This window comes from Nocardiopsis mwathae (assembly GCF_014201195.1).
Taxonomy (GTDB): Bacteria; Actinomycetota; Actinomycetes; order Streptosporangiales; family Streptosporangiaceae; genus Nocardiopsis_C; species Nocardiopsis_C mwathae.
Genome location: NZ_JACHDS010000001.1, coordinates 3,885,167 through 3,905,776, shown reverse-complemented (window position 1 = coordinate 3,905,776; position 20,610 = coordinate 3,885,167). Strand labels below are relative to the sequence as shown.

Genomic DNA, 20,610 nt, shown 5'->3' with positions numbered 1-20,610 from the left:
GATCGATTGGAGAACGGCCATGATCTCCGAGGCAACGGTCAACGCCGCCCTCGACTACACCGCCGACAAGGTGCGGGGGATCGGCGGCACGTCGCTGGATACGCCCACGCCCTGTACCGAGTGGCGTCTGGGCCAGGTGCTCGACCACATGATCAACTCCCTCGACCTCGCGGCCCGCGGCGTGGCGGGTGAGGCGGTCGAGGAGGCGGCGCTCGACCCCGAGGCCACCGCCGCCGCACCGGTCAGCGGAACGCCCGGGGCCGCGTTCGCCGCTGCGGCGGACCGCGCCCGCGTGACCTTCGCCGCCCCGGACGTCTGGGACCGGGAGCTCACCGGGGCCTTCACCGGAGACCGCGTGTACGACGTCGCCGGGGTCATGGTCGTCGACGTCCTCGCGCACGGCTGGGACATCGCACGCGCCACCGGGCAGGACGCGACCGTCCCCGATGGGCTCGCCGAGGCGGCGCTCGCCTTCTCCCGCGGTTTCATCCGGCCCGAATGGCGCGGCACGATGTTCGGGCCGGAAGTCCAGCTTGGGCCAGATACGACGAAAACCCAGCAACTCATGGCATTCCTCGGTCGGCAGCCCTAGCCTGATGTGACAGAGGCCTACGGATTCCCGCCCCGGGGCCGTCCACACGCGTGCCCGAAGAAGGACGACTCCATGGCAGAGCCGCACGCCGTCATCGTCGGAGGTGGTATCGGCGGGTTGACCGCCGCCTTGGCGCTGAACCGCCGAGGGTGGGCCGTGACCGTTTGCGAACGTGCGCCGGTGCTGGACCCCGCCGAGGTCGGGCTGGCTCTGGCGCCGAACGCGCTGCGTGCCCTGGATGCCCTCAGCGCCGGTGACGACGTGCGCAAACGTTCCGCCGCCCATGACGTCGCCTCGATCAGGCGCAAGGACGGCCGGTGGATCCTGCGCACCGGCCTGGACGAGACGCGGCGCCGCTTCGGCGATGTGGTGTGCGTGCTCCGTACCGCCGACCTCTCCGATGTGCTGCTGGAGCGGCTGCCCCGCTCGGTGCTGCACACCGCCACCACGGTCACCAACGTGGAGCCCGGCGACACACGCCGCCCGGCCCGGGTCGTCACCGACGGCGGGGAACTCAGCGCCGACCTCGTCGTGGTGGCCGACGGCGCGCGCTCGACGGTGCGCCCCGAGCTCTTCCTGGAGCACCCCGGCGCGGTCTACGCGGGCTTCACCTGCTGGCGCGCCATCGTCCCGTGGCCCGCGGAGTACCCCCTGGAGTACGGGGAGAGCTGGGGTCAGGGCGGCGTCGCCGGGGTGCTCCCGCTCAACGGCGACGCGGTCTACTGCTACGCCACCGGAAACGCCCCGGCCGGGGTCGGCAGCCAGGACGAGAAAGCGGCCCTGGTCCGCCGGATGGACGACTGGCACGCCCCGATGGCCGAGCTCTTCGCGGCCGCGCGCCCCGAGGCGATCGTGCGGATGGACGTCTGGCACGTCGACACCCCGCTGCCGGCCTTCCACAAGGGGCGGGTGGCGCTGCTCGGCGACGCCGCCCACGCCATGACACCCAACCTGGGGCAGGGCGCCGGGCAGGCGATGGAGGACGCGGTCATGCTGGCGCACCACATCGACGGGTCGATGGCCTACGTGCCGACGGCGCTGCGTTCCTACACCGATGCGCGGTTGCCGCGAACCAGCGCGCTGGTGCAGCGGTCCGCGCAGCTGGCGGAGGCGGTGCAGAACGACTCGCCGCTGATCACCACGCTGCGCGACACCGCGGCGGGGGTCGTCGGCAGGTTCGCCCCCGCGCTGCTCGCCCGCTACACGAGTCCGATCGACGACTGGTGGCCGCCCTCGGAGATGTGAGGCGCGGCCGCGGACCGCCCCGCCGGAAGCGGCCTCATCCGGTGGCGCCTCCACGCCCGGTACCGGGAGGCGCGGCGGGGGCGAGGAGTGCCCGGAGGAACTCCGTCGCGTCGGCGTGCAGTTCCCCGTACGAGGGATGGCGGGCGGAGTCGGCGCCGGCGAGGAAGTTGAACAGGATGCCGTCCGTCCAGGAGAGCAGCGACCGGGCCTGGCGCTCCGGATCGGCGGAGCCGAGCCGGGTCAGGAGTTCGGCGGCCATCGTCCGGAACCGCAGCCCCAACCGGTCGTAGACCTCGCGTAGTTCCGGGCGGCGGTTGGCCTCCAGGGCCAGTTCGAAGCGGGCTAGCGTGTACTCGGAGTGCTCGGTGATCGTCCCGTGCAGGAAGCCCGCCAGCGCGGCTGCCAGTGTCTCGGTCGCATTGCCGTCTGCAGTGGCGGCGGAGATGAGGGCGTCGGGGTCGACGCGGAGGTGCTCCTCCTCGGTCATGTGGCGGAGGGCCAGTTCGACCAGTCGGGCCCGGGTGCGGGCATGGTACGAGGTCGAGCCGGGCGAACGCGAGGGCGACGAACGGCGCGGGCTGCTGCGCCGATTCGGGGCCTGGCACGACCCGCTGCCACAGGTCATCGCCACGGCAGCGGACGTCATCCGGAACGACGTGTGGTGGATGCGCACCCCGCTGTCCGCCTATCACCAGGGGCGGGTGGCACTGCTCGGCGACGCCGCGCACGCGATGACGCCCAACATGGGGCAGGGTGCCTGCCAGGCGATCGAGGACGGGGTGACGCTGGCCCACCTGGTGGCGTCGTCACCGAGCCTGGACACGGGGTTGGCCGAGTACACGCGCGTCCGGCTGCCCCGCGCCGATCGGATCGTGCGGCGTTCGGCACGGATCGGGGGGTTCCTGGGGTCGGAGTCACGCCTGTGGGCGGCCGGACGCGACGCCGCGCTCGAAGGGTTGTGGCGCCTCGCGCCCGGGAGGTTCCTCGGTTCGTTCGACGATGTCTTCGACTGGACCCCGCCGCAGGTGGCCGCGGCGGCCCGCTGAGACCGGGCCGGTGCCGGCGACCGGAGGGACACGGGAAGAGGGCCCGAGAGAGTCGGCGCCTGTCGGGGATGGGACCGGACCGCCCTGGCCCCTCCTCAGGGCGGCCCGGTGGCTGCGCGGGTGCGGCTCAGCCGGTGAAGATGAAGTGGTCCAGGCCCCGGGGCACGTCGCCGGGGTCGACGCCGAAGTCGGCCCACACGCCGAGTCCGAGGTTGAGGGTGGAATAGGGAAGCACCTGGTAGTAGCCCCAGTCCAGGGAGCAGGCGGCGACGATGCCCAGGCCGCGCCCGTCCTCGGCGGACATCCAGGCGGCGTCGTCGCGGTCGCGGGGGATCGCGGGGCGGGCACTGGTCCAGCCGCCGTCGGCCACCTCCAGCCGCAGGGTGTCGGGCCGGTGCAGCCAGAGGCGCCGGGACACCTCTCCGTCGCCCTGCCCGGAGACGGTGTGCAGCACCGCGTTGGCGTAGAGCTCCGAGCAGCACAGCTGCACGGTCCGGATCAGGTCCTCGGGGAACCCCCGCAGGTCGCGATGGACGTCGGCGCGCACCTGGGCGGTGTGGGCGAGGTCCCCCGGATAGATGCGCGGCTCCCACCGGACCGTGTGAAAGGAAGGGGTGGACGACGCGACCGACATGAGGACCCCCGACGAGAAGCTGATATGCAACTTCTTCACTCATATAAAGGAGTGATGTATCAAGGGTGCTCGACTCCGCTATCGCACGTCAAGCGCTTTGCGGAAACGCGGGCGTGTCGGTCGGTCAGTCGTCGGCCGAAATGCGATATTCGAGGACAAATTGACTGGCGGACATGATCGTGTCGCACACCTCCACGATGCGGCCGCTCTTGTCCACCGCCTCGCGGACGAGGTGCATGACCGGGGAGCCGGTGCCCATGGACAGGGCCGACGTCTCCTCCTTGGTGGCGATGCGCACGGCGATCTCTTCGACGTACTCGGCGAGGTGGTGGCCGCGCTCTTCGAGGCGCGCGTAGATGCCGCCGGGGCCGGGGTTCTCGGCGAACAGCTCCGGCGTCTCCTTGGCGATGTCCCACGGGATGTAGGAGGTCGCCTCCTCGGTGGGCGTGCCGTCACTGAGGTAGAGGCGGCGCCGCGCCAGCACCTTCGTGCCGGGCCGTAATCCGAGTCGGCGGGCGATGTCCTGCGGCGCGTCGAGCGAGCCGACGAACCTGACCCGCACCTCGGCTTCGACGCCGGCCTGGTCGGACTCGGCGAGGTAGGCGGCCTTCCCCGCGGCGCGGTGCGAACGGCGGAACCGGTCGGAGGACTTCCGCCGCACCGGCGGGCGGCTGCGGACGAACGTCCCCTTCCCGTGGTGTGTCTCCACCAGGCCCACGGCGCGCAGCTCGGTGACGGCCTTGCGGACCGTGCCCTGGGCGACGCCGTAGCGTCGGATCAGTTCGGACTCGCTGGGAACCCGCGAACCCGCGGGCAGCACGCCCCTGTGGATCTGCAGCTTGAGATCCTGAGCGATGCGCAGGTAGCGCGGTCGGCCACCGTTGGACATGGTCGGCTTCTCCAACTCGACACCTGCTTCCTTGGTGCGCCCTCTCTTATACAAGAGCAATCAGACATTACAAGGTGGTTCCACGCCCATGCACTCAGTTTCTGTAGCGGGTGCGGTTGTCGATGCGGACGGCCGAATACTCGCCATTCAGCGGGCTGACAACGGGCACTGGGAACCTCCCGGCGGAGTGCTCGAACTCGACGAGGACATCGAGTCCGGGGTACGCCGCGAAATCTTCGAGGAGACCGGACTGACCGTCCATGTCGATACATTGACCGGTGTCTACAAGAACATCAAGCAGGGCATCGTCGCCCTTGTCTTCCGATGCGTGCCCGAAACCACGGAAGTGCGCTTATCGGACGAGACGACCGCCATCGAATGGCTCACGCCCGACGAGATCAGCCTGCGCATGGCCCCCGCCTACGCCTGCCGACTGCTGGACGCCCTGGGCTCCGGCCCGCCGTGCGTCCGCGCGCACGACGGACACGATCTCGTCCCCGGCGCCGCCCCGGAGCGGTGACGGATCCGGCCACCAGGCGGCCGGTGCCCGGATCCGAACGAAGCCCGTTCCGCCGCGCTACCGCTCCGGCGCCGACACCGGCTCGCGGGTGTTGGGCACCATCGGGGTGTCGGCCCCTTTGCGCAGGCCGATTTTGGAGCCGAGCCAGACCACCGGGTCGTAGCGCCGCCCGGCGACCCGCTCCTTCATCGGAATCAGCGCGTTATCGGTGATCTTGATGTGCTCGGGGCACACCTCCGTGCAGCACTTGGTGATGTTGCAGTAGCCCAGGCCGAACTCGTCCTGGGAGATCATCCGGCGGTCGGCGGTGTCCTCGGGGTGCATCTCCAGCTCGGCGACCCGCATCAGGAACCGCGGCCCGGAGAAGTTCTCCTTGTTCTCCTCGTGGTCGCGGATCACGTGGCACACGTTCTGACACAGGAAGCACTCGATGCACTTGCGGAACTCCTGTGAGCGCTGCACGTCCTCCTGCCGCATCCGGAAGTCGCCCGGCGCGGTCGCGGGGTCGGGGGTGAACGAGGGGATCTCCCGTGCCTTGGCGTAGTTGTAGGAGACGTCGCACACCAGGTCGCGGATGACGGGGAAGGTCCGCATCGGCGTCACCGACACGGTCTCGCCGGGCGCGAAGGTGCTCATCCGGGTCATGCAGGCCAGCTTCGGCCGCCCGTTGATCTCCACCGAGCACGACCCGCACTTGCCCGCCTTGCAGTTCCACCGGACCGCGAGGTCCGGGGCCTGGGTCGCCTGCAGCCGGTGCAGCACGTCGAGGACCACCTCGCCCTCGTTGACCTCCACCTCATAAGTGGTGAGGTCCCCGTCGCCGCCGCCGCGCCACACGCGAAACGTCCGCTTGCCGGTCATGTCGCTGGTCATGCCTGCTTGTCCTCCTCCTGTGCGGCGCCGGACTCGGCCCCGGACGCCGCCGCCGGCTCCGGGACGGCCGCCGTCGGGACCGCGGACAGTTCCTCGTCGGTGAAGTACTTGGCCAGCTCCTCGCGGTCGAAGAGCTCCACCAGGTCGGGCCGCAGCGGGTCGACCGGCTGGCGGCGCAGCCGCACCCGGCCGTCCCGCCCCAGCGACTCGACCAGGTTGATCCGGCGCCACTCCGGCGACATCGCCGGGAAGTCGTCGCGGGTGTGGCCACCGCGCGACTCCTCCCGCTCCAGAGCCGCCCGCGCGATCGCCTCCGCGACCAGCAGCATGCTGCGCAGGTCCAGGGCGAGGTGCCAGCCGGGGTTGTACACCCTGCCGCCGGGGGCGCCGACGCGCGCGACGCGGTCGCTGAGCTTGTGCAGCGCGTCCAGCGCCTGCTCGATCTCCGACCCCCGCCGGATGATGCCGACCAGGGTGTTCATGGTCTGCTGGAGTTCGGCGTGCACCGTGTAGGGGTTCTCGGCGCTCTCCTCGCGGCCCAGCGGCGCCAGCACGTTCGCTGCGGCGCGCTCCACCGCGTCGGGGTCGACCGCCGGTCGCTCGCCGCCCAGCGCGTCGACGTACTCTGCCGCGCCCAGCCCGGCCCGGCGGCCGAAAACCAGCAGGTCCGACAGCGAGTTTCCGCCCAGACGGTTGGAACCGTGCATGCCGCCGGCCACCTCGCCTGCCGCGAACAGGCCCGGCACCAGGGCCGCGCCGGTGGCGGCGTCGACCTCCACCCCGCCCATCACGTAGTGGCAGGTCGGGCCGACCTCCATGGGCTCGGCGGTGATGTCGACGTCGGCCAGCTCCTTGAACTGGTGGTGCATCGACGGCAGCCGCCGCATGATCTCGTCGGCCGGGAGGCGGCTGGCGATGTCCAGGAAGACGCCGCCGTGCGGGGAGCCCCGCCCCTCCTTGACCTCGGTGTTGATGGCACGCGCCACCTCGTCGCGGGGCAGCAGTTCCGGGGGCCGCCGGTGGTTCTCCGGGTCGGAGTACCAGCCGTCGGCCTCCTCCTCGGTCTCGGCGTACTGGGAGCGGAACACGTCGGGCACGTAGCGGAACATGAACCGCTCGTCGTCGGAGTTGCGCAGTACCCCGCCGTCGCCGCGCACCGACTCGGTGACCAGGATGCCCTTGACCGAGGGCGGCCAGACCATCCCCGTGGGATGGAACTGCACGAACTCCATGTTGACCAGGCTCGCCCCGCTGAGCAGGGCCAGGGCGTGGCCGTCGCCGGTGTACTCCCAGGAGTTGGAGGTGACCTTGAAGGACTTGCCGATGCCGCCGGTGGCCAGGACCACGGCGGGTGTCTCGAACAGCACCAGGGCCCCGTTCTCGCGGACGTAGCCCAGCGCGCCGGAGATCCGCTCGCCGTCCTTGACCAGGTCGGTGACGGTGGTCTCGGCGAACACCTTCAGCATCGCCTCCGCGTCGCCCAGCTCGGCGGCGTCCGCCTGCTGCAGCTGCACGACGCGCTGCTGCAGGGTGCGGATCATCTCCAGGCCGGTGCGGTCGCCCACGTGGGCGAGGCGGGGGTACTCGTGCCCGCCGAAGTTGCGCTGGCTGATGCGGCCGTCGGCGGTGCGGTCGAACAGCGCCCCCCAGTACTCCAGCTCCAGGATCCGCTCGGGGGCCTCGCGGGCGTGCAGTTCGGCCATGCGGGGGTTGTTCAGGAACTTGCCGCCGCGCATGGTGTCGCGGAAGTGCACCTGCCAGTTGTCGCCGGGGTTGACGTTGCCCAGCGCGGCCGCCGCCCCGCCCTCGGCCATGACGGTGTGCGCCTTGCCGAAGAGCGATTTGGAGATGATGGCGGTCTTCTTGCCCTGCTCGCGTGCCTCGATGGCGGCGCGGAGACCGGCGCCGCCGGCACCGATCACCACCACGTCGTAGGTGTGCCGTGTGATCTCGGACATCTGCCTGACTTTCGATTGCGTCGATACCTCTGGCGCCCCGACCGGTCGCCTGGGAGGCGGGGATCGGGTTGCGGGGTGGCGCCGTATCCGCGGTCGGGGAATGGGGCCGGTGCGCCGCCGGCCCCGTTTCAGTTGAAGAACCGCAGGTCGGTGATTGCTCCTCCGGCGACCAGCGCGACGTAAAGGTCCGTTATCACCAGCGTTCCCAGCGTGATCCAGGCGTAGTGCATGTGCCGGGTGTTCATCCGGGAGATCTGGGTCCACATCCAGTAGCGCACCGGTCGGCCGCTGAAACTCTTCAGCCGTCCGCCCATGATGTGGCGGCAGGAGTGGCAGCTGAGTGTGTAGGCCCAGAGCAGGGTCACGTTGCCGAACAGGATGATGTTTCCGACTCCGACGCCGAATCCGCCGTTCGCGCCGTGGAACAGCGCGTTGGTGGCGTCGTAGGTGTTGATGAGTGAGATGACGAGCGCGGCGTAGAAGAAATAGCGGTGCAGGTTCTGCCCGAGGAGCGGGAAGCGGGTCTCGCCGGTGTAGCGGCCGTGCGGTTCGCGCACGGCGCACGCGGTGGGCGACTGCCAGAACGCGCGGTAGTAGGCCTTCCGGTAGTAGTAGCAGGTGAACCGGAAGGCCAGCAGGAGCGGAAGGCTGATCACCGCATAGGGGAGGAACCAGGGAAAGGCCCACGGGAACGTGCCGAAGTGGGCCGAGCCCGGCTCGCAGGACGCCGACAGGCACGGTGAGTAGAACGGCGTGAGGTAGTGGTAGTCGGCCACCCAGTAGTAGTCCTGCTGGAGCGCCCGGGCCAGGCCGTACACGAGGAAGGCGGTCAGTCCCAGCACGGTGAGCAGCGGGCCGAGCCACCACCGGTCGGTGCGCAGTGTCCGTACCGGGAGGCGGGCGCGGGTGGCGCGGGCGCCGTCCGTCGGGGGAAGTGTCGCTGTCATTCCCTTACGTTCTCCATCTCGGGCGGAGAGCCGGCCGGAGGAAATCACGGGGTCGTGCGAAGCGGACCGGTCGCCCTCAGCCACTGACAAGGCCGTGCGGATGCGTATGGGAAGCAACGTTAGGGCCGCGCCGTCACGGAATCAGCAAGAAATTCGCGCGAAACAGGGGAAGCGAATGTGAAAAATGCCACTCCCGTTCACTGGGTTGGCATGTTTTGTCGGGGAATTATGCGCTTTGTCGCGAAAAGAGAATTCTGTCGCGCTTGGTGTTGTTGGGGCTCAAGGTGCCGATGTGATCACCCGCGTCATCCCACTGCCCTTTGTCGAATTTATCCGCCGGAAGTGGATTCGGTGCGCGGTTCGCGGTGGTTCGCGGTGTGATCCGCACCCCATTCGGCGCGAGGCCGCCCTTCCTTCGTTGATCTCGGGAGTGTCGACCGAATACTCGCCGGTATTCGGTCGACACTCCCGAGATCAACGGCGGCGTGCGGTCGCGTCGGGGTGCGGGGTCAGTGGTCGGGGCCGCGCTCACTGATGACCTCCAGGTCCTCGCCGAGTTCCTCGGGGGTCAGTCGGCCCAGGTGGTTCATCAGGTGGCGGTGGAACGCCTTGGCCGCGCGCGGCGGCTCGACGTCCTTGCGGTGGGCCAGCGCGATCGTGCGCAGCAGGCGCGGCCGCGCCAGCGGGGTGCCGCGCAGGCCGGGGCGGTTCTTCAGGGCCATGCTCGGGACCACGGCGATCCCCAGCCCGGCCTCGACGAAGCGGAGTACGGCGTCCATCTCGCCGCCCTCCACCGCGAGCTCCGGCTCGAAGCCCGCGGCGCGGCACGCGTGGAGGGTCGCTTCCCGCACGTCGTAGCCGCGGCGGAACATCACCAGCGGGTGGTCGCGCAGCTCGGTGATGCGCATGGACGCGCGCCCGTTGGGCGATGGCCGGCTGGTCGGGCTGACCACCACCAGGTTCTCCCGGAGGATCGGCGTGGTCACGAACGCCGGGTCGCTGCTGTGCAGCGGCAGGATGATCAGCGCGAGGTCGAGCTCGCCCTTGCCCAGGGCGCGGATCAGGTCGCGCGACCCGCCCTCCTCGACCAGCAGCTCCACCCCGGGGAAGCGGGTGTGGAACCCGGCGAGCACGTCGGCGAGCAGCCCGGCGCACAGCGAGGGCGTGGCGCCCAGGCGGACCCGGCCCCTGCGCATCCCGGCCAGCTCGCCCACCTCGCGTCGGGCCGTCTCGACGTCGGCGACGATGCGCTGGGCGAGCGGTAGCAGAGCCTCACCGGCCGGTGTGAGTGTGATATTTCCCCGGGCACGACTGAATAACGACGCCCCGAGCTCCTCTTCGAGGTTGCGGATCTGCTTGCTCAGGCTCGGCTGCGCGACGCGGCAAAGCTCTGCTGCGCGGGTGAAATGGCGCGTCTCGGCCACCGCGAGGAAGTACGTCAGCTGCTGGAACTGCATGCTTCATAGCCTACGGCTATCGACACCAGCAGTCCGATGACTTAGACGTATCTGTTAAGGGCAAATAAAGTGACGGACTGTGGCGAACAGTACCCTGACCAAGCAGCGATCAGAGGCGTTCAGATCCACGGTGGCCCTCAAGTCCGCGATGGCGGCCACCGGCGGGATCCTCGTCCTCTTCCTGATCGCGCACATGTACGGCAACCTGAACGTGTTCGCGGGCCAGGAGGCCTTCGACAACTACTCCCACCACCTGCGCGTGCTGGGCCAGCCGATGCTCCCCTACGAGGGCTTCCTGTGGATCATGCGCGTGGTCCTACTGGCGAGCATCCTGATCCACGCCTATGCCGCGTTCACCCTGTGGGCCCGCGCCAAGAAGGCACGGCCGGTCCGCTACCAGAACAAGAAGGCGCTGCAGCGCACGTACGCGTCCTACACCATGCGCTGGGGCGGCGTGCTGATCGCGCTCTTCGCGGTCTTCCACATCCTGCACCTGACGACCAACGACATCGCGCCGGGCGGGGCCTCCGACAGCCCCTACGAGCGCCTGGTCAACGGGTTCCAGCCGGAGTTCTGGTACGTCACCCTGTTCTACGTCCTCTCCGTGATCGCGGTCGGGTTCCACCTGCGGCACGGCATCTGGAGCGCCCTGACGACGCTGGGGCAGAACAAGGCGACGCGGCAGCGGCCGCTGAACATCATCGCGACGGTGATCGCGCTGGTCGTCACGATCGGCTTCCTGGTCACCCCGCTCTCCGTGACTTTCGGGCTGGTGGGATAAATGTCTGAGCTCTTCATCGAAGGCGACCCGATCCGCGACGAGAAGGCGCCCACCGGTCCCATCGCCGAGCGCTGGGACAAGCGCCGGTTCTCCGCCAAGCTGGTCAACCCGGCCAACCGCCGCAAGCTGTCGGTCATCATCGTCGGTACCGGCCTGGCCGGCGCCTCCGCCGCCGCGACCCTCGGCGAGGCCGGGTACCACGTCAAATCGTTCTGCTACCAGGACAGCCCGCGGCGCGCGCACAGCATCGCCGCCCAGGGCGGTATCAACGCGGCCAAGAACTACCGCAACGACGGCGACAGCATCTACCGGCTGTTCTACGACACCGTCAAGGGCGGCGACTTCCGCTCGCGCGAGTCCAACGTCCACCGCCTGGCGCAGGTCAGCGTCGAGATCATCGACCAGTGCGTCGCGCAGGGCGTGCCGTTCGCCCGCGAGTACGGCGGCCTGCTCGACAACCGCTCGTTCGGCGGCGTGCAGGTCTCCCGCACCTTCTACGCCCGCGGCCAGACCGGGCAGCAGCTGCTCATCGGCGCCTACCAGGCGCTGGAGCGCCAGGTCGCGGCCGGCACCGTCGAGATGCACACGCGCCACGAGATGCTGGAGCTCATCGTCGTCGACGGCAAGGCCCGCGGCATCGTCGCCCGCGACATGGTCACCGGCGAGATCGAGACGCACTTCGCCGACGCCGTCGTGCTCGCCTCCGGCGGCTACGGCAACGTCTTCTACCTGTCGACCAACGCGATGGGCTGCAACGTGACCGCCTCCTGGCGGGCGCACCGCAAGGGCGCGCTGTTCGCGAACCCCTGCTACACGCAGATCCACCCCACCTGCATCCCGGTCAGCGGCGACTACCAGTCCAAGCTGACCCTGATGAGCGAGTCGCTGCGCAACGACGGCCGCATCTGGGTGCCCAAGAGCGGCGACGACAAGCGCGACCCCCGCCAGATCCCGGAGGAGGACCGCGACTACTACCTGGAGCGGATCTACCCCGCCTTCGGCAACCTGGTGCCGCGCGACATCGCCTCCCGCGCCGCCAAGAACGTCTGCGACGAGGGCCGCGGCGTGGGCCCCGGCGGCCTCGGCGTCTACCTGGACTTCGCCGACGCGATCAAGCGGATGGGCCGCCCGGCCGTCGAGGCCAAGTACGGCAACCTGTTCGACATGTACCAGCGCATCACCGGTGAGAACCCGTACGAGGTTCCGATGCGCATCTACCCGGCCGTGCACTACACCATGGGCGGGCTGTGGGTCGACTACGACCTGCAGAGCACCATCCCCGGCCTGTTCGTGACCGGTGAGGCCAACTTCTCCGACCACGGCGCCAACCGCCTGGGCGCGAGCGCGCTGATGCAGGGCCTGGCCGACGGCTACTTCGTGCTGCCCAACACCATCAACGACTACCTCGCCGACGGGCCGTTCGACAAGATCGACGAGAACCACCCGGAGGCCAAGGAGGCCGCCGACGCGGTGCGCTCGCGCATCGACGAGCTGCTCTCCATCCAGGGCGAGCGCACCGTGGACTCCTTCCACAAGGAGCTCGGCCAGATCATGTGGGAGTACTGCGGCATGGAGCGGACCGACGAGGGCCTGCGCAAGGCCATCGACCGGATCCGCGAGCTGCGCCGGGAGTTCTGGACCAACGTCAAGGTCCTGGGGGCCAACGACGAGCTCAACCAGGCCCTGGAGAAGGCCGGCCGGGTGGCCGACTTCCTGGAGCTCGGCGAGCTCATGTGCGTCGACGCGCTGCACCGCCGCGAGTCCTGCGGCGGCCACTTCCGCGCCGAGAGCCAGACCGAGGACGGCGAGGCGCTGCGGCACGACGACGAGTTCGCCTACGTCGCCGCCTGGGAGTTCACGGGCGCGGGCGAGCAGCCGGTGCTGCACAAGGAAGCCCTGGAGTACGAGTACGTCGAGATGAAGCAGCGGAGCTACAAGTGAACATCACCCTGCGAGTTTGGCGCCAGAAGGGCCGCGACGACGAGGGCCGGATGGTCACCTACAAGGTCGAGGACGTGTCGCCCGACATGTCCTTCCTTGAGATGCTCGACGTCCTCAACGAGAAGCTCACGCTGGCCGGCGAGGACCCGGTGGCCTTCGACCACGACTGCCGCGAGGGCATCTGCGGCGCCTGCGGCGTGGTGATCGACGGTGTCGCCCACGGCCCCGAGAACACCACCACCTGCCAGCTGCACATGCGCAGCTTCAGCGACGGCGACGTCATCACCGTCGAGCCGTGGCGGGCCAAGGCGTTCCCCGTGGTCCGCGACCTCGTGGTGGACCGCGGCGCGTTCGACCGGGTGATCCAGGCCGGGGGCTACATCAGCGCCCCGACCGGAACCGCCCCCGACGCGCACGCCACCCCGGTGCCCAAGGCCGACGCCGACCGCGCGTTCGACGCGGCCACCTGCATCGGCTGCGGCGCCTGCGTCGCCGCCTGCCCGAACGCCTCGGGCATGCTGTTCACCGCCGCGAAGATCACCCACCTGGGCAGCCTCCCGCAGGGCCAGCCCGAGCGGGCGGCCCGCGTGGTCAAGATGGTGAACCAGCACGACGAGGAGGACTTCGGCGGCTGCACCAACATCGGCGAGTGCGCCGCGGTCTGCCCGAAGGGCATCCCGCTGGACACCATCTCCCAGCTCAACCGCGACCTGCTGGGCGCGCTGTCGAGCGGCGAGCTGTAGCCCGTCGGCCGCGGCCACACGGCAGAGCGAGGGGCCGTCCCGTCCGTTGACCGGCCGCCGGCAGATGGAACTGGATGTCCCAGTCCGACTTCCGGGGAGCAGTTCATCCGGGGGGCGGCCCCTCGCCGTTCGCCGCCCCGTCGTTCGGCCCCGGCCGGGGCCGAACGACGCCCTAGAACGCGGGGTCGCGCCACATGCAGTGGGCGCGGGGGAAGCCGGAGCGGTCCAGCTCACCGCAGACCTTGAAGTCGAAGCGCCGGTAGAAGGCGATGTCGTCGGAGTTGGTGGTCACCAGCGCGACCGGGTACCCGGCCAGGTCCGCCTGGTCCAGGCCGTCGCGGACCAGGGCGCTGCCGATCCCCCGGCGCTGTGCGGCCGGGTCGACCCCCAACAGCACCAGTTCCCCGTGGGGCTCGCGCGGGACGATCTCCCGCAGCAGGCGCAGGAAGCGCATGTTGGCCCAGGCCCGGCGCGGGCCGAGCAGGGGGAGTTCGTGCGGAAGGCACCGCAGCCACGCGAGGGGGCCGGGGCCGGGCGCGTCGGCCGGCTGCCAGATCGCGGTGGCGAGGATCCCGGGCCGGGTGCCGGAGGACGTGGCCGACACGGCGACCCGCGTGTGGCCGAGGGGCACGTAGAGGAACCCGGCCTGCGCCGCCGAAGCCCGCGCCGACAGCATCAGCCGGGTGTTGCGCCGCGGATACTGCCAGGCGAAGAGGGGATCGTCGAAGAAGGACCGGCTCATCACCCGGGCGATGCCGGGCACATCCGCCGACCGTGCCGTCCTGATGTCGAACTCGCCGCTCTCGGCCACGGCACTCCCTCACGGTTCTCCGACCACACGGTGACCTACCGTGGCCCCTCACCCTAGATCGCCGCGTGCCGGCGGCACAGTGGTGCCTGGGGGTGTCTCCGGAGGAGGGGCCGGCCCCACCTCCGCAGACACCGGGCGTCAGGGGCTCGGCCGCGTCACAGGTGCTGGTCGAAGACGTGCGCGCGGATCCAGGCGTGCATGGCGACGGCGGCGGCCGCACCGGCGTTGATGGAGCGGGTGGAGCCGAACTGCGCGATGGACAGCACCGCCTGGCACACCGCGCGCACCTCCTCCGACAGCCCCGGTCCCTCCTGGCCGAACACCAGGACGCAGGCGCGCGGCAGCGGGTAGGTCTCCAGCGGCACGGAGCCGGGGAGGTTGTCGATGCCGATCAGTGGCAGACCGCGCTCGGCGGCCCACGCCACCAGCTCCCCGGTGTCGGGGTGGTGGTGGACGTGCTGGTAGCGGTCGGTGACCATGGCGCCCCGCCGGTTCCACCGGCGGCGGCCGACGATGTGAACGGCCGCGGTGCCGAAGGCGTTGGCGGTGCGCACGACCGAGCCGATGTTGAAGTCGTGCTCCCAGTTCTCCACGGCGACGTGGAACGGGTGGCGGTGGGTGTCCAGGTCGGCGACGATGGCCTCGCGCCGCCAGTACCGGTACCGGTCCACGACGTTGCGCCGGTCGCCGTGGGCCAGCAGCTCAGGGTCGTAGCGGTCGCCCTCCGGCCATGGACCCTGCCACGGTCCCACCCCCACCTGGGGTGCGGAGTCGGTGGCCTCGGTGCCGGTGGATGCGGATGGGGACGTCGCGACCTGCTCGTTCACGCGCTCCAGCTTAGGGCGCGACCGGTACCCGCCGTCCACCACCGCATCTCGGTCGATCTCGGCGGTGTGCTTCGGCTCAGGGGCGGTCGACGTTCATGCCGCGGATGTCGCGCGCCTGGATGGCGATGCCCTCGACGTTGCCCGTGATGGTGTTGGTGACGTTGCCGCCACCGGAGTCGAAGTACGGGCGCAGCTCGGCGATGAGCTCGCGGATGGTCGCGTCGTCGCGCCGCGCGCCGTCCATGTGCGTGGCGAGCTCCTCGACCAGGATCGCGTCCTCGCCGTCGTCGTCACGCGCGGCATCCAGGGCGCGGCGGGCATCGGGGTCGTCGCCGAACCGGTCGCGCAGCGCCTTTCGCAGCTTCCTCAGGATCGCGCGGGCGCCGTCGTCCAGCGCCTCGGTGACCTTGCCCGCGACGGCGGCGGCGACGGCCAGGGTGATCGGGTCGGCCATGGGGGCTCCTCCGGATCCGGGAATGGGGGGCTGTTCCACGGCTTCCCACTCTGGCACGCGCCGCCATGCGAAGGGTCAGGAAGGGGTGTCGGCGGGGGTGCGGGACCGCGTGAGTCGGGCGATGGTGCGCCAGCCGAGGAGGGTGGCGGCGAGGAACAGCGCGGTGACGATCGCGAACGACATGGGTGCCCCGTCCCCGCCGGCCATGCGGAGCAGCAGGCCCCCTCCTGCGGTGACGGCCCACACCCCCAGTCCCACCGGAAGGATGCGCAGCGGATCGCGCCAGGCCAGGGTGGCGATCCAGCCGACGACCAGGGCCAGCGCGAACGGCCACAGGGTGCCCAGGATGCCGACCGGCGTGTCGCCCTCGCCGTGGCTGGCGCGCCCGACCACGACGAACACGGTGACGCAGGTCAGGTCGAGGACAGCGGCCACGGGGACCAGTGGAAGACGCATGGTCCCAGGTTATGGGCGCCTCCGGGCGGGGCGTCCGGGGGTGGGCGCCCCGCCCGGAGGCCGTGCCGCGCGGTCCGTCACGCCCGGGCGCGGGTGGGGGTCTCCTCCAGCGAGTCGTCGCGGGTCTCCCGCGCGAGGATCAGTGCGGCCAGGGTGATCAGGGCGGCCGCGCTCAGGTAGCCGCCGACCGCCCATAGCCCGACGTCCGCGGCCAGCTTCGTGGCGGCGTACGGTGCGAGCGACGCGCCCAGCAGCCCGGCGAGGTTGTAGGCGATGGAGGCGCCGCTGTAGCGGACGTTGGTCGGGAACAGCTCGGGCAGCAGCGCACCCATCGGCCCGAACGTGAGTCCCATCAGGGACAGGCCGAGGATCAGGAAGACCTGTACGACCGCGGTCGACCCCGAGGCCAGCATCGGCTCCAGGGCGAAGCCGAACAGCAGGATGGCGACGGTGACGGCGATCAGGGTGGGGCGTCGGCCGAAGCGGTCGGCGACCAGCCCCGCCACCGGGGTGAACAGGCCGAAGAACACCACGCCGACGAGCAGCATGACCAGGAAGTCGGTGCGGTCGAGGCCCAGCCCGTCGGGGCTGGTGCCGTACGACATCGAGAACACGGTCATCAGGTAGAAGAACACGTAGGTGGCGACCATGATGAGCGTGCCCAGCACGACCCCGCCGGTGCTGGTCCGAAAGACCTGTACGACCGGTCGGCGCGCCCGGGTCCCCTCTGCCACGACCCGGGCGAAGGAGGGGCTCTCGTGCAGCGTCATCCGCACCCACAGCCCGATCATGATCAGGACGGCGGAGAGGACGAACGGCACCCGCCAGCCCCAGGACATGAACGCCTCCTCGCTCATGCTCTGCGCGAGGATGAGGAACACGCCGTTGGCCATGAAGAACCCGATGGGCGCGCCCAGCTGCGGGGCTGTACCGTACAGGGCGCGCTTGCGCGGGGGCGCGTTCTCGGTGGCCAGGAGTGCGGCGCCGCCCCACTCGCCGCCCAGCCCCAGCCCCTGGCCGAACCGGCACAGCGCCAGCAGCAGCGGTGCGACCACGCCGACCTGGGCGTAGGTCGGCAGCAGGCCGATCAGCACGGTCGACACACCCATGGTGAGCAGGGAGGCGACCAGGGTGGCCTTGCGGCCGACGCGGTCGCCGAAGTGGCCGAAGAGCGCGGAGCCGACCGGGCGGGCGATGAAGGCGATCCCGAAGGTGGCGAACGACTGCAGGGTCGCGGCGGCCGGGTCCCCGGTGGGGAAGAAGAGGTACGGGAAGACCAGGACGGCCGCGGTGGCGTAGATGTAGAAGTCGTAGAACTCGATGGACGTGCCCGCCAGGCTGGCGACGATCACCCGGCCTCTGCGGTTCACCGGAGGTCCCGCCGGTGAGCCCGGTGGTCCGGGCGACCCGCTCTCGTGTTCCCCTGCGGACGTCTGCGTGGCCACGTCGGACCTTCCTCCCCGTTTGTGGTTCCGTGACCGGATCAGAATAGGGCGGTCGCCTGCCCTGTGAGACCGATATCCCACAATGTGAGATGAGGGGGAGGTGACCTCGCCCACGCCGAGGTCCGTCGGCGGTCGGTGCGGGCCCGGAGTAGAGACGGGCCCCGCGCGGGACGGTCGCGCGGGGCCCGGGTTCGGGGAGGGGAGGTCGAGTGCGGTCGGCCGCGGTCGGGGAGCCCCCGGGGCCGCCCGGAGCAGAGGCGGCCCGGGGAGGCCTCAGGTGATGAGCAGGGTGAGGTCGTAGGCCTCCAGGACCGGGGCGAGCGGCTGAACGTAGCTGGTCCCGCCGCGGCGGCAGGTGCCGGTTCCGCCCGAGGTCACGCCCTGGGCCTGGTCGCCGGCGACCCATGGGCCGCCCGAGTCGCCGCCGTCGGCGCAGACGTCGGTGCGGGTCAGGCCCTTCACGGCGCCCTCCTCGTAGCGCACCGTCTCGTCCTTGGCCCGGATGGTCCCGCAGCGCCACCCCGTGGTGGCGCCCGAGCGGCAGACCGCGGCACCCACCGGCGCCTCCTCGGCGCCTGCGACCGCGACCGAGCCGCCGTCGTGGTCGTTCACCCGGTGGGTGGTGGACCAGTCGCCGGTGGTCCGCACCCAGCCCATGTCGGAGCCGGGGAACTCCGAGCCGGCGACCCGCCCGATCTCGACGCTCAGCCCGGTGTTCTGGAAGGCGCCCTCGCCTTCGGCGCCGCAGTGCCCGGCGGTGACATAGCCTCCCTCGACGCCGAATCCGACCGAGCAGACGAAAGGCCGTCCGTCGATCGGGTAGTAGTACCGGTCGCCGCCCTGGATGTCGGTGCCGTCGGCGGGAGCCGCGGCTCCCGCCAGGGTGCGCGGCCTCTCGGTGACCTCCTCGACGGTCACCGCGTCGGCGTCCACCCCGGCCTGCTCGACGAGGTCGGCCGCTGCCGCGGCGCCTCCGTCGAGCACGGTCACCACGACCGTGTTGTCGGCCGGGTCCAGGTACCAGCCGGTCACGGCATCGTCGGCGGCGTCCTCGGCACCGTCGAGTCCCGCCTTGACGTCGCGCAGCTCGTCCTCGCTGTGCTCGACGAGTTCGGTCGCGGCACCGAGCCGGTCCACGGCGTCGGCCGCGTCCCGGTCGGTGACGCCGACGGTGAGGGCCCCGGTACCGATGTCGAAGACGGCGCCGGCGAACGCCGCTCCCGCGGCCTCACGGGCGGCCGACTCCAGGTTCCGGGCGGCGTCGGTCCGCGGGGACAGCTCCGCCGCCTGCCGCGGGTCGAGGCCGAGGTCGCGATGGAGCGCCTGGAGGTGGTCGGGTGAGAGGGGCGGGGCGGCGGGTGTGCTGGGCTCGCCCGCGGCGGCGCCCGGCGCCGTGATCAGGCCGAGCGCGAGTGCGCCGCTGCCGATGGCGGCGACGAGCGGGGATTTCGGTATGGACGTTCGCATGTTGTCGGCTCCGTGGTGTGGGGGATGGGGCCCCAGGGCGCCGCGGCGCCCGGCGGTGGCCCGCACGGACGTCGGTCGGGTCGGAGACGGGTGTCGGGGGCGGGGTGGAGGAGCCGGCCGACGCCTGGGGATGGACATGTGGGGGGCGTCGGCCGGCCTCGTGCAACCGCGGACACTCGGCTGCGCGAGATCCCGGTGCCCCCGCTGGGGAGGGCACCGGGGGTCGGTGGATCACTACCGAGTGGTCAGGGTGAGGTTCCACTCATGCAGGATCGGGGTCAGGGGCTGGAAGAAGGTGACGCCGCCGAAGGAGCAGTTGCCCGAGCCGCCGGAGGTGACGCCCTGGGCCTGGTCGTCGCTGATCCAGGAGCCGCCGGAGTCGCCGGGCTCGGCGCAGACGTCGGTCTGGGTCAGGCCCTCGACCCGGCCCTCGGGGTAGACGACGGTCTGGCCCTTGGCGCCGATGGTGCCGCAGTGCCACCCGGTGGTGGAGCCCGACCGGCAGACCGAGGTGCCCTCGGGGGCCTCCTCGGAACCGGCGACCGGGACCGTGCCGCCGTTGTAGTCGTTCACCAGGTTGGTCGGCGTCCAGTTGTCGTCGGCCTCGACGAAGCCCATGTCGCGGAGGGGGAAGATCGACCCGCCGACCGTCCCGGTACCGCTGCCGCCCTGGGAGGCGACCGGCGTGCCCACGGCGCCGCAGTGCCCGGCGGTGGCGAAACCGCCGTCGACGGCGAAGCCGATGGAGCAGCGCCCGCTGCCGCCGATCATGTAGGGGTCGCCACCGACGATGTCGGCGTAGGTGCGCGGCTTGTCGGTGGTCGTCTCGACCTTGACGGCGTCCTCGGCGACGCCGGCGTCCGCGATGAGCTTCTCCGCCGCGGACCGCTCGCCCTCCAGGACCGTGATGACGACGGTGTCGTCATCGGTGCTGGGGTACCAGCCGGTGACACCGTCGGAGAGCTCGGTGTCCTGGGAGTTGAGGTCGTCGACGATCTCCGCCAGGCCGCTCTCGCCGTAGGTGACGACACGGGCCGCAGCGCCGGCGTCCTCGACCGCACCGACCGCCGCCTCATCGGTGACGGCTACGGTCAGCTCGCCGGTGTCGATGTCGAAGCGGCTGCCGCCGAAGGCGTCGCCGAGCTCGGTGCGCAGCTCGCTGTCGAGCGTGCGCGCCTCGGCCTCCCGGTCGAGCAGCCGTGTGGCCTCCTCGGCGCTGAGGTCCAGGTCCCGCTGGAGGGCCGTGAGCTGGTCATCGGCGGCTCCGGCGGCTCCGGCGGAAGCGGCGTTGTCGGAGGAGACGGTGGTGGCGTCGGTACCGCCGCTGTCGGTGGCGATGGTGGCGCCGACGGCGACGAGGCCGAGTGCGAGGGCGCCGCCGCCCAGCACTCGGAGTGTGGGGGACTTCCGCACTGTCTGAGTCCTTTTCTGCTGTGAAAGACGGATGGGCGGTGTCCTCGTGGATGAGCGGGGACTCAACGAGGAGAAGGCCCTGTTCGCGGCAGGTGACATCCCTTGCGGGGA

21 protein-coding genes are annotated in these 20,610 nt (G+C 70.9%); 7 read left to right on the top strand and 14 right to left on the bottom strand.

Annotated elements, in window-relative coordinates; all coding sequences use genetic code 11:
- Positions 1 to 19 precede the first annotated feature (19 nt).
- Together HNR23_RS16915 and HNR23_RS16910 are read left to right on the top strand one after the other, a co-directional pair.
- Entirely contained in the window at positions 20 to 592 is a 573-nt protein-coding gene (locus tag HNR23_RS16915) for a TIGR03086 family metal-binding protein (protein ID WP_184076655.1), read from the top strand.
- 72 nt (positions 593 to 664) lie between these two features.
- Positions 665 to 1,837 (top strand): FAD-dependent oxidoreductase, encoded by a 1,173-nt coding sequence (locus HNR23_RS16910; RefSeq protein WP_184076653.1) that lies wholly within the window; start codon positions 665 to 667, stop codon positions 1,835 to 1,837.
- A gap of 34 nt (positions 1,838 to 1,871) precedes the next feature.
- Here the strand turns inward: HNR23_RS16910 and HNR23_RS16905 are convergent, their stop codons facing one another.
- A complete protein-coding gene (locus HNR23_RS16905) occupies positions 1,872 to 2,324 on the bottom strand; it encodes a TetR family transcriptional regulator C-terminal domain-containing protein (RefSeq protein WP_184076651.1) in 453 nt (150 codons plus the stop codon).
- A 34-nt stretch (positions 2,325 to 2,358) separates the two neighbouring features.
- On the opposite strand from HNR23_RS16905, the gene HNR23_RS26870 reads away from it, so the two are divergent.
- Positions 2,359 to 2,883, top strand: coding sequence for an FAD-dependent monooxygenase (locus HNR23_RS26870; RefSeq protein WP_343070597.1), 525 nt, complete (start codon positions 2,359 to 2,361; stop codon positions 2,881 to 2,883).
- A gap of 127 nt (positions 2,884 to 3,010) precedes the next feature.
- Here HNR23_RS26870 and HNR23_RS16895 read toward each other — a convergent pair whose 3' ends face one another.
- Both HNR23_RS16895 and HNR23_RS16890 read right to left on the bottom strand, forming a co-directional pair.
- On the bottom strand, positions 3,011 to 3,556 hold the full coding sequence (locus tag HNR23_RS16895) for an ATP-binding protein (protein ID WP_343070596.1): 546 nt from the start codon (positions 3,554 to 3,556) through the stop codon (positions 3,011 to 3,013).
- Positions 3,557 to 3,641: 85 nt separating this feature from the next.
- Positions 3,642 to 4,406 carry a GntR family transcriptional regulator gene (locus HNR23_RS16890; RefSeq protein WP_184080476.1) on the bottom strand — a complete coding sequence of 255 codons (765 nt, stop codon included), beginning with the start codon at positions 4,404 to 4,406 and terminating at the stop codon, positions 3,642 to 3,644.
- 88 nt (positions 4,407 to 4,494) lie between these two features.
- Here HNR23_RS16890 and HNR23_RS16885 point away from each other — a divergent pair, with 88 nt between their 5' ends.
- The gene (locus HNR23_RS16885; protein WP_184076648.1) at positions 4,495 to 4,926 is read left to right on the top strand and encodes an NUDIX hydrolase; all 432 of its coding nucleotides are present in this window, start codon (positions 4,495 to 4,497) and stop codon (positions 4,924 to 4,926) included.
- 57 nt (positions 4,927 to 4,983) lie between these two features.
- On the opposite strand, the gene HNR23_RS16880 is transcribed toward HNR23_RS16885, so the two are convergent.
- The 4 genes from HNR23_RS16880 to HNR23_RS16865 form a co-directional block, all read right to left on the bottom strand.
- On the bottom strand, positions 4,984 to 5,787 hold the full coding sequence (locus HNR23_RS16880) for a succinate dehydrogenase/fumarate reductase iron-sulfur subunit (RefSeq protein WP_184080474.1): 804 nt from the start codon (positions 5,785 to 5,787) through the stop codon (positions 4,984 to 4,986).
- 8 nt (positions 5,788 to 5,795) lie between these two features.
- Positions 5,796 to 7,757 carry a fumarate reductase/succinate dehydrogenase flavoprotein subunit gene (locus HNR23_RS16875; protein ID WP_184076646.1) on the bottom strand — a complete coding sequence of 654 codons (1,962 nt, stop codon included), beginning with the start codon at positions 7,755 to 7,757 and terminating at the stop codon, positions 5,796 to 5,798.
- A gap of 128 nt (positions 7,758 to 7,885) precedes the next feature.
- Positions 7,886 to 8,704, bottom strand: a complete 819-nt coding sequence (locus HNR23_RS16870) for a hypothetical protein (RefSeq protein WP_184076644.1) — start codon at positions 8,702 to 8,704, stop codon at positions 7,886 to 7,888.
- 509 nt (positions 8,705 to 9,213) lie between these two features.
- Positions 9,214 to 10,161, bottom strand: a complete 948-nt coding sequence (locus tag HNR23_RS16865; RefSeq protein ID WP_184076642.1) for a LysR family transcriptional regulator — start codon at positions 10,159 to 10,161, stop codon at positions 9,214 to 9,216.
- Positions 10,162 to 10,240: 79 nt separating this feature from the next.
- Between HNR23_RS16865 and HNR23_RS16860 the strand changes: the two genes are divergently transcribed.
- From HNR23_RS16860 to HNR23_RS16850, 3 genes are read left to right on the top strand one after another with little or no spacing between them, the layout of a single operon-like run.
- Entirely contained in the window at positions 10,241 to 10,942 is a 702-nt protein-coding gene (locus HNR23_RS16860) for a succinate dehydrogenase cytochrome b subunit (protein ID WP_184076640.1), read from the top strand.
- The gene (locus HNR23_RS16855) at positions 10,943 to 12,883 is read left to right on the top strand and encodes a fumarate reductase/succinate dehydrogenase flavoprotein subunit (RefSeq protein ID WP_184076638.1); all 1,941 of its coding nucleotides are present in this window, start codon (positions 10,943 to 10,945) and stop codon (positions 12,881 to 12,883) included. It begins immediately after the preceding gene.
- Positions 12,880 to 13,626: a succinate dehydrogenase/fumarate reductase iron-sulfur subunit gene (locus HNR23_RS16850; RefSeq protein ID WP_184076636.1), complete on the top strand. Its 747-nt coding sequence runs from the start codon at positions 12,880 to 12,882 to the stop codon at positions 13,624 to 13,626. Before HNR23_RS16855 ends, HNR23_RS16850 begins: the two co-directional genes overlap by 4 nt.
- A 172-nt stretch (positions 13,627 to 13,798) precedes the next feature.
- Here HNR23_RS16850 and HNR23_RS27540 read toward each other — a convergent pair whose 3' ends face one another.
- The 7 genes from HNR23_RS27540 to HNR23_RS16815 all read right to left on the bottom strand — a co-directional run bounded on the left by HNR23_RS27540 (position 13,799) and on the right by HNR23_RS16815 (position 20,499).
- Entirely contained in the window at positions 13,799 to 14,437 is a 639-nt protein-coding gene (locus HNR23_RS27540) for a GNAT family N-acetyltransferase (RefSeq protein ID WP_184076635.1), read from the bottom strand.
- A gap of 155 nt (positions 14,438 to 14,592) precedes the next feature.
- Positions 14,593 to 15,264: a TrmH family RNA methyltransferase gene (locus HNR23_RS16840; RefSeq protein ID WP_184076633.1), complete on the bottom strand. Its 672-nt coding sequence runs from the start codon at positions 15,262 to 15,264 to the stop codon at positions 14,593 to 14,595.
- Between the two features lie 76 nt (positions 15,265 to 15,340).
- A complete protein-coding gene (locus HNR23_RS16835) occupies positions 15,341 to 15,718 on the bottom strand; it encodes a hypothetical protein (RefSeq protein ID WP_184076631.1) in 378 nt (125 codons plus the stop codon).
- 75 nt (positions 15,719 to 15,793) lie between these two features.
- On the bottom strand, positions 15,794 to 16,174 hold the full coding sequence (locus HNR23_RS16830) for a DUF3054 domain-containing protein (protein WP_184076629.1): 381 nt from the start codon (positions 16,172 to 16,174) through the stop codon (positions 15,794 to 15,796).
- 77 nt (positions 16,175 to 16,251) lie between these two features.
- Positions 16,252 to 17,544, bottom strand: a complete 1,293-nt coding sequence (locus HNR23_RS16825) for an MFS transporter (RefSeq protein ID WP_343070595.1) — start codon at positions 17,542 to 17,544, stop codon at positions 16,252 to 16,254.
- Positions 17,545 to 17,892: 348 nt separating this feature from the next.
- Positions 17,893 to 19,086 (bottom strand): S1 family peptidase, encoded by a 1,194-nt coding sequence (locus tag HNR23_RS16820; protein ID WP_221308151.1) that lies wholly within the window; start codon positions 19,084 to 19,086, stop codon positions 17,893 to 17,895.
- 234 nt (positions 19,087 to 19,320) lie between these two features.
- Positions 19,321 to 20,499, bottom strand: coding sequence for an alpha-lytic protease prodomain-containing protein (locus HNR23_RS16815; RefSeq protein WP_184076625.1), 1,179 nt, complete (start codon positions 20,497 to 20,499; stop codon positions 19,321 to 19,323).
- Positions 20,500 to 20,610: the final 111 nt, after the last annotated feature.